Origin of the sequence: Nocardia sp. CY41, from assembly GCF_009829325.1 — a bacterium.
In the GTDB taxonomy this organism is placed as follows: domain Bacteria; phylum Actinomycetota; class Actinomycetes; order Mycobacteriales; family Mycobacteriaceae; genus Nocardia.
Map to the genome: position 1 here is coordinate 179,817 of NZ_VUOS01000019.1, position 13,078 is coordinate 192,894.

The window sequence follows — 13,078 nt, forward strand, 5'->3', positions numbered from 1 at the left end:
GCCCCGTGTTTCAGGGCTGGTCGCACCCTTCGAGGGTCGCGCGCGCCACCGCCTCGACGACGTCGTCGATCTCACCGCGCGCCCGCAGCGCCGCGATCTGGCGGTGCGCGCCGTTACCGCGGGCGAGCAGGCGTGCGAACGCCTCCTCGACGAACCGGCGGTCGCCTGCCTCGTCCAACGCGGGCCCGACGTGCTCGATCAGCCGGAACAGCAGGTCGCGCATGGGCGTCACGTTGCCGTCATGGGGATCGACGCCGTCTCCGGCCAGTCCCGAACGGGCGGCCTTCCAGTACGCGGCCCGCAGCACCTCGGCGGGTACCGGCTGGGCGATCTGTCCAGCGGCCAGCGATTTGCGCGCCATACCGACGATCGCGCGCACCAGTGCCGCAAGCAGCGCGGTCTCCTCCACCGTGGCCGGTATGTCGCTGACCCGCACTTCGACGGTCGGGAACGAGACCGACGGACGGACATCCCAGTAGACCATCTGCTTGTCCAGGATGCTGCCGCTGTTGAGCATCATCGCTACCATCGCCTCGTAGTCGCGCGCGGACTCGAAGTAGGGCGGTGGTCCGGCGCTGGGCCAGCGCCGCCACAGAATGCTGCGCCAGCTGGCGAAGCCGGTCTCGGAACCGCGGTAGATCGCCGAATTCGCGGTCATGGCCAGCAGTTGCGGCAACCACGGCCGCAGATGGTTGCTGATCTGGATCGCGGTCTCCTGGTCCGGGACGCCGACGTGGACATGACAGCCCGACAACCCCTGCTCGTGGGCGAGCATGCCGAAGTTCTCGGCGATGCGTTGGTAGCGCGGGGTATCGGTGACCGGGAAGTCGTGCGGGACGGTCGGCGGGATGCCGACGGCGAGCAGTCGGGCGTCGTTGCGCTCGGCGCAGGCGGCGATGCCACGGCGCAAGTCGCGCAATTGCCGGTGTAGTGCGCCGATCTCGGTGTGCACCGCGGTGCTGGTCTCCACCTGGCAGCGGGTCAACTCGAGTTGCAGATCGATGCCGATCTCCTCGGCGGTGCGCGCGACTTCGACATTGCGTGCCAGCGGTTCGCCGGTACGGGGATCGACGAGGAGGAATTCCTCTTCCACGCCGACGGTCAGGAGCCCATCGTCCATGTGGTCGCAATACCCACGGCTCGGCCGCGTAGTCCAGCCGATCGCCAGGTCGCCGAGCGATTGCCATCCGTCGCGAAGCGGGTTTGAACGATCGGGAGGCGGCAACGCGAACGGCAGGGGCCGTTCGAAGAGGAGTAGTCGCATGTTTCGGATCGCTTTACGGCTCGTCGTGACCGGGAGTTCCGCCGCGATCGTGGCCGCCGCGGGCGCCGGTGCGGCCGGTGCGGGCCCGACGTTGTCGGCGGACACCCAGGAGGAGGGCACCATCGCGGTGAGCAGCCAGCCGCCGGCGGAGGAGTGGAACTGTCTGCTCGTCGGCTCGGCCGAGCAGGCCGGTCCTCGGGTCGACATGGCCCGGACCGGCGAGAGCCGCGGCGGTTTCGCGGCGGGCAGCACCGTCGCCGCCACCTGCGTCGGGCCGCAGTGGCCGGGAGTGGCCATGACCACCGGCGTCACATCGCTCGACGACGCCGACTGAGCCCGCTCGGCCGAACGGCGCCTCCCACGGGCGGTGCTGCGAGAACGCGCAAGACGGGTCGGTCTCGATAGTCTCGCTGCCATGCGGATCGTCGTCCTCGGCTCGGGCATCTCGGGTCTGTCCACCGCGGCCGAACTGCTCCGCGCGCGGCACGAGGTGATCGTGGTCAGCGCCGAGCCCCTCACGGCGACGACGTCGTTCCTCGCCGCCGCGGTGTGGTTTCCGACCGCCGCGGGGCCGGCCGACCGCGTCCGGACGTGGAGCGAGACCACCTTCGGCCATCTGGCCGCGCTGGCTGCCTCCGGTGCGCCGGGTGTGCGGATGTGCGAGTCCATGGCGCTGTATCGCTGCGCGCCCGCGATCCCGGACTGGTCGCGATCGGTGCGCTCGTTCCGCGCGGCCGAGCGCGGCGAGCTGCCTCCCGGCTACGAATTCGGGTTCCGGTTCGAAGTTCCCTTGGTGGAGATGCCGGCCTACTTGCCGTTCCTCAGCGCGCAAGTGGACGCCGCGGGCGCGCGCCGCGTGTTGCGCGCGGTGCGGAGTCTCGAGGATCTCGCCGACCTGTCACCGGACGTCGTGGTCAACTGCGCCGGCCTGCGGGCCGCCGACCTGGTCGACGACCCGGAGGTGTACCCGATCCGCGGGCAGATCGTGCGGGTCGCCAATCCCGGGCTGTCGGTGTCGGTCCGCGACGAAGCCCATCCGCTCGGTCGCGCCTACGTCCATCCGCGCGCGCACGACTGCGTCCTGGGCGGTTCCCTGGACGCCGGCGAATGGGACACGGCGCCGGATCCCGACCTCACCCGGTCGATTCTGCGGCGCTGCCGTGATCTGGTCCCCGGTCTCGCGGGCAGCGAAGTGCTGGAGACCGTGGTGGGGCTGCGCCCCGGCCGCCGTACGGTCCGTGTGGAACTCGACACCACCGCGCTGCCCGGGACGCCCGTCATCCACAACTATGGCCACGGCGGCTCCGGGATCACCATCGGTCACGGGTGCGCGCTGGAGAGCGCCGCGCTCGTCGCCGCGCTGTGAACCTGCGCCGGTGACCCTGCGGTCGGATCAGTTGGCGTAGCTGCGCGCCACCACCGAGTTCAGCGCCTCCAGGAATTCGCTCAGCACGCCGGGCTCGACCCGGTCACGCGGTGCGCGTTCGCCGGGCGAGTCGGTCACGGGCACGGCGAAGCCCGCGTCGACGCTGTCGCGCAGGACGGCGTGGACCGCTTCGATCGGGATGCCCGCCTGGGCGCACCGGTTCGCCGCGTGCTCGAACCGGCCCAGCGCCAGACTCCCGGCCGCCTCGGCCGCGTCGACCAAGACGAGGGCCAGCTCCAAACCCATTCTGATCAGCGCGTCCGGACCGCCGCGATGGGCGCCACGATCGAATCTCGCGGACACCTCGACACCGTCCCGATCTTCTTCGTGCGGGCCGATACTCATGGCCCTCCCTCCGCCCGGCGACCCTCTTGCCACCGACGTTACGACGGGGATCGAGAGAATTCGACCGCGCGAATGCGAGTTGTGAGGCTTCACAGGCGGGCACGGCGCGGTTCGGGTGCTGTCCCCAACCGAGGGCTCGGCCCTCGGCACGCCGAGCCAGTCAAGTTACCGTTGAGTACTTTCCGCGATCGGGGAGGGAAGGAGTCACATGTCCATCACCGATTCGGCAGGTCCGGATCTGACCCTGTCGGGCCGCCCGGCCAGTTCTTCACTGCGAGACGTGCGGAATCTGTCTCGCAAAATGGTCGGCCACTTCATCGAGACCGTCGCGCACTGCCGGACGCTGCCCGGCGAGGCGCTCAACGGCGACATCACCAACATCACCCGGTTGTGCCTGGAACTGGCCGTGAGCATGCTCGACGGCACCGACATTCCCGAGAAGACCCTATTACTGCGCAACGCTGCGGCGGGCTGGGCGCGGGAGGGCATTCCGATCGACACCATCCACCACGCCGTGCACGAGGGTTTCAAGCTCGGCTTCGATCTGATCGTCGCGAACGCGACCGCCGCCGATTTCGACAGTCTGAAAGACATCAGCCGCCGCTTGCTGGAAATCCTGGACACCATCACCTCCACCGTGTCGCGCGCCTATGTGACCGAGTTGCGGGCCGTGGTCGGCGAGCACCACACGGCCGCCCACACCCTCGCCTCGGCCCTGCTCGGCGGGCACCCCACATTCACCATGGCCCGGGAATGCGGCATCCAGATCGCCGATTCGTATTCGGTTCTCGCGCTGGCCATTCCGCCGCATCCCGAGGAACGCAATCCGCAACTCGACGGTGCGGTGGTGGCGCGGCGGAAGCTGCGCCGGGTGCAGTCCGAACTCGCGACCAGCTGCGGTGAAGCGGTGCTGTCGCTGCTCAGCGTCGACGGCGGCACCCTCCTGCTGCCGTCCGTCTCGCCCGAGGACAAGGCGCTCGACGAACTGGTGGACCGGCTCGGCCGCGCGGCGCAGGTCCCCGTCGTCGCGACGGTGATCGCCGCGACGCCGGTCGAGGTGCCGACGGCCGCCGACCGCGCGCACGAGCTGCTCGACATGGTGCAGCGGCTGCGCTGGACGCGCGGGCTGTTCCGCTTCGACGACCTGGCGCTGGAATACCAGCTCACCCGCCCCGGACCGGGACTGGAAACGCTTCGGACACTGCTCGATCCGCTCGACGAGCACCCGGAACTGCTCGAAACTCTCAAACGGCACATCGGCACGAACCTGAATCGCCAGCGCACCGCGCGATCGCTGCACATCCACACCAACACCGTGGACTACCGGCTCAAGCGCATCGGCCAGCTCACCGGATTCGACCCCGCCCAGGCCTCCGGGGTGTGGTACCTGCGGGCCGCGTTGGTCGCGCGCAGCTACCGGGACTCCGAGGACGGATCGTCGGTCGTGACGTGGCCCCGGCCGGCCGCGGTCTCCTCGTAGATCCGGCCGCGCAGGTCGTCCGCCCCGAGTAGGTCGTGCACCGCCTCGGGCGTCCACCGCAGGTCGGCGCCGGGGCGAGTGGCGAGATACCCCGCGGTGGCCCGAGTGGACCAGCGGTGTGCCGCGCGCAGGCCCGCCGCCATGTGGCGCAGGTAGGCGGCGGCGGGTGGATTGCCCCGCACGTCGCGACAGCGCCAGGGGGCCGTGAACGTGAGCACCGGGTGCCCCGCTCGAGTGCCCGCGTGCACCAAGGTCTCGTACCGTCCGGGACCGAGCGTCACTTTGCCCTCTTCGATCACCCGGCGCGCGTCCACCTCCGTTCCCGGCGGGCGATACATCTCCTGCGCCACGATGTCGGAGAACTGTTCGCCGGTGAGCAGGTGGGCGTGCACCGCGATCTCGCCCGGGCAGCCCGGGTCGTAGAAAGCGCGGCCGCCGGTCCAGGTCAGCGATTCGGTGGCGAAGTACAGCACGCCCCGCAGCAGGAGGGGCGCCGAGCGGATCGGGTCGGCGGGGTCACGGCAGCCCGGCAACGTGATCGTTCCCCCTTGCGGCCTGCCGCCCCGAAGGTAGGTGCGCAGTCTGGTGAGGCTCATGTTCGAGCCGTAGGCGGCGTACCAGATCAGGTCCGTGCTCCGGGGCGCCTCCCCGGCCGGTGCCGCTCGGGCCGCCGAGCCGGCCGCGCCGTCGATGTGCCAGGCCGTCATGACACCCATTCTCGGCTTCTCGCGAGGCGGTGCCACACACACTTGCGAACGCACAGGAAATCGTGAACCCGAGTTTCGCCTATTGCGGAAGCAATTCTTCCGCAATAGGCGGAACAGTGTTGCGCATGACGAACACGAAGCAGATCCGGCCCTTCCGCATCGACATCCCGCAGGCCGAACTCGACGACTTGCGCGAGCGGCTCGGACGGACACGGTTGCCGCACGCGGTGCCGGGCACCGACGGGGATTGGGCACGCGGAATCGCGCCGCGCTATCTGCGGGAACTGATGGAGTACTGGCGGGACGAGTTCGATTGGCGGGCGCAGGAGGCGCGGATGAACGCGCACGCGCAGTTCACCACCGAGATCGACGGCCAGACCATCCACTTCTTCCACGTCCGCTCACCGGAGCCGGGAGCGATTCCGCTGCTGATCACCCACGGCTACCCGGGCTCGGTGGTCGAGTTCCTCGATCTGATCGGCCCGCTCACCGATCCACGATCGCACGGCGGTGATCCGGCGGACGCGTTCCACGTGGTGATCCCATCGCTGCCCGGATTCGGATTCTCCACGCCGCTGGCCTCGACCGGGTGGGAACTGGCGCGCACGACCGAGGCGTTCGCGGAGCTGATGAGCAGGCTGGGGTACGAGAAATTCGCGGCGCAGGGCGGTGATATCGGCGCCGGTGTCACCGGGCGGCTGGCCGCGACGCATCCGGAACGGGTGATCGCGACGCACGTGAACAGCGATCAGGGCACGCTCGGGTTGGTGGGCGAGCAACTGCCGATGCCGGACGGACTCGCCGATGACGAACTCACCGCCCTCGCCGCCGCGCGCGAGAAGTGGGAGCAGCAGAAGGGATACCTGACGCTGCAGACCACCCAGCCGAACACGGTAGCCGCCGCGCTGACCGATTCACCTGTCGCGCAACTCGGCTGGATCGCGGAGAAGTTCCAGGTATGGACCGATCCGGCACGGGCGGAAGGTGCGGCGGTGGACCGTGACCTGCTGCTGACCAACGTCAGCATCTACTGGTTCACCCGCGGCGGCGCCTCGGCGGCGCAATTCCTCTGGGAGACCGCCCATTCCGGGATGGCGTGGGCCGCGCCGTCCGGGGTCCCGCAGGGATGGGCCGTGTTCAACACGCATCCGCTGATGCGCCGGGTGATGGACCCCGACGGTCGAATCGAGCATTTCACCGAGTACACCGAGGGCGGGCACTTCGCCGCGGCCGAACAACCGGGACTGTTCGTGGCGGACGTACGCGCGTTCTTCCGCCACTATCGCGGATAGCGGCGGGGCGGCGCCGGCGAGCCGCCGCCCCGGCCCGCGGCTACGTCCGCATGCGTAACCGCGGACCGTCCTCCGGTCGGATGTCCCCGCCGTCGCGCGGGCCTACCGTTTCCCTATGACGTGGAACGAGATGAGCAAGAACAAGTTCGTCCTGCTGACCACTTTCAAGAAGGACGGGACGCCGGTCGGCACACCCGTGTGGGTGGCTCCGGATGGTGACCGGATCGTTGTCTGGACCAATCCGACGACCTGGAAGGTGCGCCGCATCCGCCGCAATCCGGATGTCACGCTGCAAGCCTGCGACGGACGCGGCCGCCCCACCGGGAACGAGGTCTTGCCCGGCAGTGCGCGCATCCTCGACGCGGACGGCACGCAGCGGGTGCGGGACGTGGTCGCGGACAAGTACGGCATCATCGGCAAGCTCGCCATTCGCGGGCACAAGTTGCTGCGCGGCGCGGACGCGTCCGTCGGCATCGCGATCGATCCGAAGGCGGCCGGCGACCCGGCCTAGGCGGATTCGGCGAGTCCGGCCGAGCGCCAGATGTCCGCGAGGTCGTCGAGCGGGACCGCCAGCGCCTGACCCAAGGCCACCACGGTGCCGAAGGCCGGGGAAGGCAACCGGCCGGTCTCGATCTTGCGCAGCGTTTCCGGGGAGATCCCGGCCGCCCGCGCGATGTCGGTGAGTTCGCGATCCGCGCGTGCCGCGCGCAAGGCGGCGCCGAGGCGGCGACCCGCCTCGATCTGCGCGGGCGTCAACGGGAGGCGGACCATGCGCACAGGTTACGGACGGTATTCCGGCATCGCAAGCGACCTGACTGGTATTAAAATACCGACCAGGCTAGGCTGGTATTAAAATACCGGCAGACTGGAGAATCGATGGTCGAGTTGAAGAGCCCCGCGGAGATCGCGCGGATGCGAGTGGCGGGGCGCTTCGTCGCCGACGTGCTCGCCGGGCTGCGTGCGCGTGCGCGGGTGGGAGTGAACCTGCTCGACCTGGAAGCCCATGTGCGGGAACGAATACGCGAGCGTGGCGCACAGTCGTGCTACTGGGATTACGCGCCCTCGTTCGGGCGCGGGCCGTTCCGCAACACGGTGTGCCTGTCGGTGAACGATGCTGTACTGCACGGTCTTCCGTTCGACTACGCGCTGGGCGACGGCGACGTGCTGACCATGGACCTGGCGGTCGGCATCGATGGCTGGGTCGCGGACGCGGCGACCACGGTCGTCGTCGGCACCGCCGCGGACGCGGACCTGCGGCTGGTGCGGGCGACCGAGGAGGCGCTGGCCGCGGCGATCGCCGTCGCGGTGCCGGGCAACCACATCGGCGACATCTCCGCCGCCATCGCCGCGGTGGCGCGGGACTACGGCTATCCGGTGAACACCGAGTTCGGCGGGCACGGCCTCGGCCGCACCATGCACGAGGACCCGCATGTGCCGAACGACGGCCGCCCCGGGCGCGGCTATCGGTTGCGGCCCGGGCTGACCATCGCGATCGAGCCCTGGTTCGCGCGCACGACCGACCGCATCGTCACCGATCCCGACGGCTGGACCATTCGCTCGGCGGACGGTTCCCGGACCGCCCACTCCGAGCACACCGTCGCGATCACGCCGGACGGGCCGGAGGTGCTCACCGCGGCGTGAGTGCGCCGGCTAGGTCTCCGACAGCCAGGAGGCCAGGTCGTCGGAGGCGCGCAGTTCGTCGGCCAGGGACGCGCGCTCCGACGCGGACAGCTCCATCGCGCGCAGTTCGGTCCGGAAGGGCTCGGCGCGGCGGGGGTCGCCGAGTGCGACGGCCAGTTCGGCCAGCCCCGCCAGTGCCCGCGCCAAGTCCAGCCGCGGCGCCTCGGCCCGATACCGGCCGAGACCGACCTCGAGCACACGGAACGCGGCCGGGTAGTCGATCTTGAAATCGCGCAGGATGCGGGCGTTGTCCAGTACTTTGGCCAGCCCGGTCAGCTCCTTCGAGCCGCCGTACTCCACCTTCGGTGGTTCGTCGCGCTGAATGTAGATCAGCTGGTTACCGGCTGGATCGACCACGGTGAACCGGGTCTGCCCCGGCCGGAAGCGGGTGATCCGGGGCAGACCCTTCGCAGGCACCCTGCCGTAGCGGGTGCGCAGCGCCGCGGTGAAATCCTGGTGCCGGTTCGCGACATCGTCGACCATGACCAGGCAGCCGGTGCGTTCGGCGGGAATGTCCGCGTCTTTGGGAGCGGGCACGAAGTGCAGGGCGCAGCCGTGATCCTCCACCGCGCCGTAGACGTACGGGCGAGTCTGCTCGTGCGTCACCGTGTAGCCCAGCGTTTTGTAGAACTCCAGCGTGCCGGCCAGATCGCCGGTCCAGAGCTGCGGTACCGCCGTATCACCCATGAATCCTCCCGCTGCGGTAGTCAAGTTTGACTATCGGAGCGTAGGGGCGTTCGACCGAAGAAGTCAAACTTGACTACCATGCGTCCGAGCGAAAGGAGCGCGTGATGTCGGTGGTGCGCCTGCTGGTGCTGGGGGTGCTGCGGCTACGGCAGCCCGTCCACGGCTACGCCGTGCGCCAGGAACTGCTGTCCTGGCGTGCGGAGACCTGGACCAATGTCAAGCCGGGCTCGATCTATCACGCCCTGAAGCAGCTGACGCGCGAGGGAAAGCTGAGCGCGTTCGGCACCCAGGCCAGCGACCAGGGGCCGGGGCGCACGTTGTTCGAGCTGACCGAGGCGGGCGTGGCGGAGTTCCACCGGCTGATGGACGAAGCGCTGGTCAGCGTCGATATGGAGGAATTGGGCGCGGGCATCGCCTTCATGGACGCGTTGCCCAGGGCGCACGTCATCGCGAAACTGCGCGAACAGCGCCGCCGCAGCGAGGAAGTGCGTGCCGACCTGCTCGCCATGATCCCGGACTATCCCGGGCGCTACGAAGCACCACACGCGACCGATCTGCTGGAGCTGTGGAGCGGTGTGTTCGGGAACCTGTCGACATGGACCGAGGGCGTGCTGGCGCGCCTGGAAGCGGGGGAGTACCGGATGCCGGAGTAGGTCACGGCTGTGCACGTCCGCGCGTCGCGCCGAGCCGCTTCCCGCGCCGCTCGTTGCGACGGCGGGCGGGATACGCTGCCGGCATGACGAATTCGCTGGGCGCCGTCGCCGAGGCCGACTACGTGCTGCTGACCACGTTCCGCAAGGACGGGACTCCCGTCGGCACGGCGGTGTGGGCGGTGTCCGAGAACGGCAAACTGTATGTCTGGACCGTGACCGACAGCTGGAAGGTCAAGCGCCTGCGCCGCAACCCGGCGGTCACCCTGCAGCCGTGCAGCGCGAGCGGCAAACCGCGCGGTGCGGTGATCGAAGGAACCGGACGGCTCCTCGATGCCGAGGGCACCGAACACGTGCGCAAGCTGCTGCGGCGCAAGTACTGGCTCACCGGCCCGCTGGTCATCCTCGGCAGCAACCTGCGGCGCGGCAAAGCGGGAACCATCGGCATCGAGATCAGTCCCGCGGCCTGACCTGCGGCGTCAGGTCGCCTGGCTGACCGACGACATGTGGAAGTCGGGAATCCGCAAGGGCGGCATGGCGGTGCGGGTGAACCAGTCCTTCCATTCGCGCGGCAGCGTGAGCTCGGTGGCGCCCGCCTCGCTCACCCGCCGCAGCAGGTCCAGCGGGCTCTCGTTGAACCGGAAGTTGTTCACCGCCGCGGTCACCTCGCCGTTCTCCACGAGATAGACCCCGTCCCTGGTGAGTCCGGTGAGCAGCAGCGTGGCCGGGTCCACCTCGCGGATGTACCACAGCGTGGTCAACAGCAAGCCGCGTTCGGTGCGCGCGATCATGTCGTCGATGGTGGCCTCGGAACCGCCGGTGAGCAGCAGGTTCTCTCCCGGAACCGTGGCAGGTGCGTCGAACTCGGCGGCGGTGGCGCGCGGATAGATCAGCGCGGAGATCACGCCGTCGCGCAGCCAGTCGACCCGGTCGGCGGTCAAGCCGTTGTCGAACACCGACATCGATTCCGACGACGCGGTCGCCGCCACGAACGGGCGGTATTCCAGCCCGGGAGCATGCGGATCCGAGTAGAGCGTGAGCGGGAGATCGCTCAAACGCTCGCCGAGCCGGGTACCGCCGGCCCGCGCGAACGCGGTGTGGCCCTCGTGCGCGCCCCGGCCCTCCATCGACCAGGCCAGGTAGATCATCAGGTCGGCGACGGTCGAGGGCGGCAGCAACGTCTCGTAGCGGCCCGCGGGGAGCTCGACCCTGCGCTTGGCCCAGTCCAGGCGGCGGGACAGGTCCGCGAGCAGGCCGGACACGTCGACGTCGGTGAAATCCGCGGTGCCCACACCGACCCACGCGCTGGCCAGCTCCGCGCCCTCGCCGCGTTTGCCGTTGATCTCCACCGAACCGGTGGGCTGCACGAAGCGCCGGCGGAGGCCGGTCGAGGTGCCCAGCCATGTGGTGTGCATCTGATGGTGAGCGAAACCGTAGAGGCGGTCGGCGCTGTCGAAGCCGTCGGCCAAGCCGTCGGCCAAGCCGGTGAACACCTCGATGCCGGTGCCACCGGCAGGCGCGGTCCAGTCGTCGTCGACGGTGTCCGGCTCCAGCAGCGGCATCGCGTCGCGCGCCGGTTCGGCGTCGCGCGCCGCCGCCTCGCTGGCGCGCACGACGGCTTCGATGTCGTCCGGGTCGACGCTCGTCGAGGCGATCGTGCCGACGCGGGCGAGGGTCGGTCCCTCGCGGAACACCGAGATCACCGCCCAGTCCCGCGACACCGAGGATCCGTTGGTGGTCATGGAGCTCCCGGCCCAGCGCAGCGACGCCTCGTGCTCGTCGCGGACGATCACCATCGCCTCGTCGGCGCGGGAGAGCGCCAGCGCCCGCTCCACGGTCACGCTCGCGGGGAACAGATCGTCGCTCACCGGCCTGCCTCCGTCCGGGTGTTGAGAATGTTGACGCCGCGCACCAGAACCGAAGGGCAGCCGTGGCTTACCGCGGCGACTTGGCCGGGCTGCGCTTTGCCGCAGTTGAACGCACCGCCGAGCTGCCAGGTCGACGGGCCGCCCACGGCTTCCATCGCACCCCAGAAATCGGTGGTGGTGGCCTGGTAGGCGACGTCGCGCACCTGGCCGTCCAGCTTGCCGCCGCGAATGCGGAAGAACCGCTGCCCGGTGAACTGGAAGTTGTAGCGCTGCATGTCGATCGACCACGACTTGTCGCCGACGATGTACAGGCCGTCCTCCACGCGGGAGATCAGCTCCTCGGTGCTGGTGTCGCGGTCCGGATCGGGTTGCAGCGAGACGTTGGCCATCCGCTGGATCGGCACGTGATGGGCGGAGTCCGCGTACGAGCAGCCGTTGGACCGCCGCAAACCCAGGCGCGGCGCGAACACCCGGTCCAGTTGGTAGCCGACCAGGACCCCGTCGCGGACCAGATCCCAGCGCTGCCCGGCGACGCCCTCGTCGTCGTAGCCGACACTGGCCAGCCCGTGCGATTCGGTGCGGTCGCCGGTCACGTACATGATCGGGGTGCCGTAGCGCAGCGTGCCGAGCTTGTCCGGCGTGGCGAACGAGGTTCCCGCGTAAGCGGATTCGTAGCCGATGGCCCGGTCGTACTCGGTGGCGTGGCCGATGGATTCGTGGATGGTCAGCCACAGGTTGGTCGGGTCGACGACGAGGTCGGTCGGCCCGGCCTGCACGCTGGGCGCTTTCACCTTCTCGGCCAGCCATTCCGGGATCCGGGCGAGTTCGCCGTCCCAGTCCCACACGCCGTCGGCGCCGGTGACGTACTCCCAGCCGCGGCCCGCGGGTGCGGCCAGCGTGCGCATCGTCTCGAACACTCCCGCCGAAGTGTCCACCGTGATCGCTTCGAGGCTCGGGTGCAGCCGCACCCGTTGCTGGGTGATCGAAGAGCCCGCGGTGTCGGCGTAGTAGGTCTGCTCCTTGACCTGCAGCACGCTCGCGGTGACGTGGTCCACCCCGTCGGCATGCGACAGGCGCTCCGAATAATCCTGCAGCACGCCGAGCTTCTCACCGGTCGGCACGGCGAACGGGTCGATGTCGTACTCCGAGACCCACCGCGCGCCCGCGTAGCGCGGCTCGTCGGCGAGCTCGACGCGTTCGCGGTTGAGGGCGCGCAGCGAGGTGGCGACCGTGACCGCCGTGCGCGCCACCTCGGCGGCGGTAGCGGGAGTCAGCGCGGCGTGCGACGCGAAGCCCCACGTGCCGTCGACGACCACCCGCACGGCGAAGCCGAGCCGCGTGCTGTCGGTGACGGCCTCGACCCGGCCGTCGCGCAACCGGATCGACTGGGTGACCAGGCGATGCACCCGCAGGTCCGCGTGCTCGGCGCCGGCTGCCGTAGCCGCGGCCAGGGCGGCGTCGGCGAGCGCGGCCAGGGGCAGGTCGAGGAACTCGGCGTCCACGTCTCTGGAAGTCGCGATGCTCACCCGCACCAACCTAGTCGGTGCCCACACGGTGATCACACACTGTGCGAAACCGCATCGCGTGCCGGTGCGCACCGGATGCGGAGCGGCGCAGGGCGAACGGCGCGCGCGACACTCGCGCCTACGGCGTGTTGCTCGCCGGATGCCGTACTGTGC

At 69.8% G+C, this 13,078-nt stretch carries 15 protein-coding genes; 8 read left to right on the top strand and 7 right to left on the bottom strand.

The features are described 5' to 3' along the window. Positions 1 to 10: 10 nt before the first annotated feature. Positions 11 to 1,120 carry a glutamate--cysteine ligase 2 gene (locus GVY64_RS21575; RefSeq protein WP_159844237.1) on the bottom strand — a complete coding sequence of 370 codons (1,110 nt, stop codon included), beginning with the start codon at positions 1,118 to 1,120 and terminating at the stop codon, positions 11 to 13. Between the two features lie 142 nt (positions 1,121 to 1,262). Between GVY64_RS21575 and GVY64_RS21580 the strand changes: the two genes are divergently transcribed. Together GVY64_RS21580 and GVY64_RS21585 are read left to right on the top strand one after the other, a co-directional pair. After that, entirely contained in the window at positions 1,263 to 1,598 is a 336-nt protein-coding gene (locus GVY64_RS21580) for a hypothetical protein (protein ID WP_159844240.1), read from the top strand. A gap of 81 nt (positions 1,599 to 1,679) precedes the next feature. After that, positions 1,680 to 2,630, top strand: a complete 951-nt coding sequence (locus GVY64_RS21585; RefSeq protein ID WP_159844243.1) for an FAD-dependent oxidoreductase — start codon at positions 1,680 to 1,682, stop codon at positions 2,628 to 2,630. Between the two features lie 27 nt (positions 2,631 to 2,657). Here the strand turns inward: GVY64_RS21585 and GVY64_RS21590 are convergent, their stop codons facing one another. Then, positions 2,658 to 3,035, bottom strand: coding sequence for a hypothetical protein (locus tag GVY64_RS21590; protein WP_159844246.1), 378 nt, complete (start codon positions 3,033 to 3,035; stop codon positions 2,658 to 2,660). A 208-nt stretch (positions 3,036 to 3,243) separates the two neighbouring features. Here GVY64_RS21590 and GVY64_RS21595 point away from each other — a divergent pair, with 208 nt between their 5' ends. Next, positions 3,244 to 4,515, top strand: a complete 1,272-nt coding sequence (locus GVY64_RS21595) for a PucR family transcriptional regulator (protein ID WP_159844249.1) — start codon at positions 3,244 to 3,246, stop codon at positions 4,513 to 4,515. On the opposite strand, the gene GVY64_RS37995 is transcribed toward GVY64_RS21595, so the two are convergent. Further along, positions 4,449 to 5,222, bottom strand: coding sequence for a histone deacetylase (locus GVY64_RS37995; RefSeq protein ID WP_236567041.1), 774 nt, complete (start codon positions 5,220 to 5,222; stop codon positions 4,449 to 4,451). The genes GVY64_RS21595 and GVY64_RS37995 overlap by 67 nt on opposite strands. A 125-nt stretch (positions 5,223 to 5,347) precedes the next feature. Here GVY64_RS37995 and GVY64_RS21605 point away from each other — a divergent pair, with 125 nt between their 5' ends. Beyond that, the gene (locus GVY64_RS21605; RefSeq protein WP_159844251.1) at positions 5,348 to 6,514 is read left to right on the top strand and encodes an epoxide hydrolase family protein; all 1,167 of its coding nucleotides are present in this window, start codon (positions 5,348 to 5,350) and stop codon (positions 6,512 to 6,514) included. Positions 6,515 to 6,629: 115 nt separating this feature from the next. Next, on the top strand, positions 6,630 to 7,025 hold the full coding sequence (locus GVY64_RS21610; protein WP_159844254.1) for a PPOX class F420-dependent oxidoreductase: 396 nt from the start codon (positions 6,630 to 6,632) through the stop codon (positions 7,023 to 7,025). Here the strand turns inward: GVY64_RS21610 and GVY64_RS21615 are convergent. Beyond that, positions 7,022 to 7,285 (bottom strand): helix-turn-helix domain-containing protein, encoded by a 264-nt coding sequence (locus GVY64_RS21615; RefSeq protein ID WP_159844256.1) that lies wholly within the window; start codon positions 7,283 to 7,285, stop codon positions 7,022 to 7,024. The two genes, GVY64_RS21610 and GVY64_RS21615, sit on opposite strands and share 4 nt — an antisense overlap. A gap of 105 nt (positions 7,286 to 7,390) precedes the next feature. On the opposite strand from GVY64_RS21615, the gene map reads away from it, so the two are divergent. After that, positions 7,391 to 8,155, top strand: a complete 765-nt coding sequence (gene map / locus GVY64_RS21620) for a type I methionyl aminopeptidase (protein WP_159844258.1) — start codon at positions 7,391 to 7,393, stop codon at positions 8,153 to 8,155. A 9-nt stretch (positions 8,156 to 8,164) separates the two neighbouring features. On the opposite strand, the gene GVY64_RS21625 is transcribed toward map, so the two are convergent. Continuing rightward, positions 8,165 to 8,881: a glyoxalase gene (locus GVY64_RS21625; RefSeq protein ID WP_159844260.1), complete on the bottom strand. Its 717-nt coding sequence runs from the start codon at positions 8,879 to 8,881 to the stop codon at positions 8,165 to 8,167. Positions 8,882 to 8,985: 104 nt separating this feature from the next. Here GVY64_RS21625 and GVY64_RS21630 point away from each other — a divergent pair, with 104 nt between their 5' ends. Both GVY64_RS21630 and GVY64_RS21635 read left to right on the top strand, forming a co-directional pair. Beyond that, entirely contained in the window at positions 8,986 to 9,534 is a 549-nt protein-coding gene (locus GVY64_RS21630) for a PadR family transcriptional regulator (RefSeq protein WP_159844262.1), read from the top strand. Between the two features lie 83 nt (positions 9,535 to 9,617). Continuing rightward, positions 9,618 to 10,001, top strand: a complete 384-nt coding sequence (locus GVY64_RS21635; protein WP_159844264.1) for a PPOX class F420-dependent oxidoreductase — start codon at positions 9,618 to 9,620, stop codon at positions 9,999 to 10,001. A 9-nt stretch (positions 10,002 to 10,010) separates the two neighbouring features. On the opposite strand, the gene GVY64_RS21640 is transcribed toward GVY64_RS21635, so the two are convergent. Together GVY64_RS21640 and GVY64_RS21645 are read right to left on the bottom strand one after the other, a co-directional pair. Beyond that, the gene (locus tag GVY64_RS21640; RefSeq protein ID WP_159844367.1) at positions 10,011 to 11,327 is read right to left on the bottom strand and encodes a metallopeptidase TldD-related protein; all 1,317 of its coding nucleotides are present in this window, start codon (positions 11,325 to 11,327) and stop codon (positions 10,011 to 10,013) included. 68 nt (positions 11,328 to 11,395) lie between these two features. After that, positions 11,396 to 12,919, bottom strand: coding sequence for a TldD/PmbA family protein (locus GVY64_RS21645; RefSeq protein WP_159844369.1), 1,524 nt, complete (start codon positions 12,917 to 12,919; stop codon positions 11,396 to 11,398). Positions 12,920 to 13,078: the final 159 nt, after the last annotated feature.

Bases quoted from the DNA above. Each gene is read 5' to 3' on its own strand.
- GVY64_RS21575 (WP_159844237.1), bottom strand. From the start codon at position 1,120: ATGGACGATGGGCTCCTGACCGTCGGCGTGGAAGAGGAATTCCTCCTC.
- GVY64_RS21580 (WP_159844240.1), top strand. From the start codon at position 1,263: ATGTTTCGGATCGCTTTACGGCTCGTCGTGACCGGGAGTTCCGCCGCG.
- GVY64_RS21585 (WP_159844243.1), top strand. From the start codon at position 1,680: ATGCGGATCGTCGTCCTCGGCTCGGGCATCTCGGGTCTGTCCACCGCG.
- GVY64_RS21590 (WP_159844246.1), bottom strand. From the start codon at position 3,035: ATGAGTATCGGCCCGCACGAAGAAGATCGGGACGGTGTCGAGGTGTCC.
- GVY64_RS21595 (WP_159844249.1), top strand. From the start codon at position 3,244: ATGTCCATCACCGATTCGGCAGGTCCGGATCTGACCCTGTCGGGCCGC.
- GVY64_RS37995 (WP_236567041.1), bottom strand. From the start codon at position 5,222: ATGACGGCCTGGCACATCGACGGCGCGGCCGGCTCGGCGGCCCGAGCG.
- GVY64_RS21605 (WP_159844251.1), top strand. From the start codon at position 5,348: ATGACGAACACGAAGCAGATCCGGCCCTTCCGCATCGACATCCCGCAG.
- GVY64_RS21610 (WP_159844254.1), top strand. From the start codon at position 6,630: ATGACGTGGAACGAGATGAGCAAGAACAAGTTCGTCCTGCTGACCACT.
- GVY64_RS21615 (WP_159844256.1), bottom strand. From the start codon at position 7,285: ATGGTCCGCCTCCCGTTGACGCCCGCGCAGATCGAGGCGGGTCGCCGC.
- map (WP_159844258.1), top strand. From the start codon at position 7,391: ATGGTCGAGTTGAAGAGCCCCGCGGAGATCGCGCGGATGCGAGTGGCG.
- GVY64_RS21625 (WP_159844260.1), bottom strand. From the start codon at position 8,881: ATGGGTGATACGGCGGTACCGCAGCTCTGGACCGGCGATCTGGCCGGC.
- GVY64_RS21630 (WP_159844262.1), top strand. From the start codon at position 8,986: ATGTCGGTGGTGCGCCTGCTGGTGCTGGGGGTGCTGCGGCTACGGCAG.
- GVY64_RS21635 (WP_159844264.1), top strand. From the start codon at position 9,618: ATGACGAATTCGCTGGGCGCCGTCGCCGAGGCCGACTACGTGCTGCTG.
- GVY64_RS21640 (WP_159844367.1), bottom strand. From the start codon at position 11,327: ATGGTGATCGTCCGCGACGAGCACGAGGCGTCGCTGCGCTGGGCCGGG.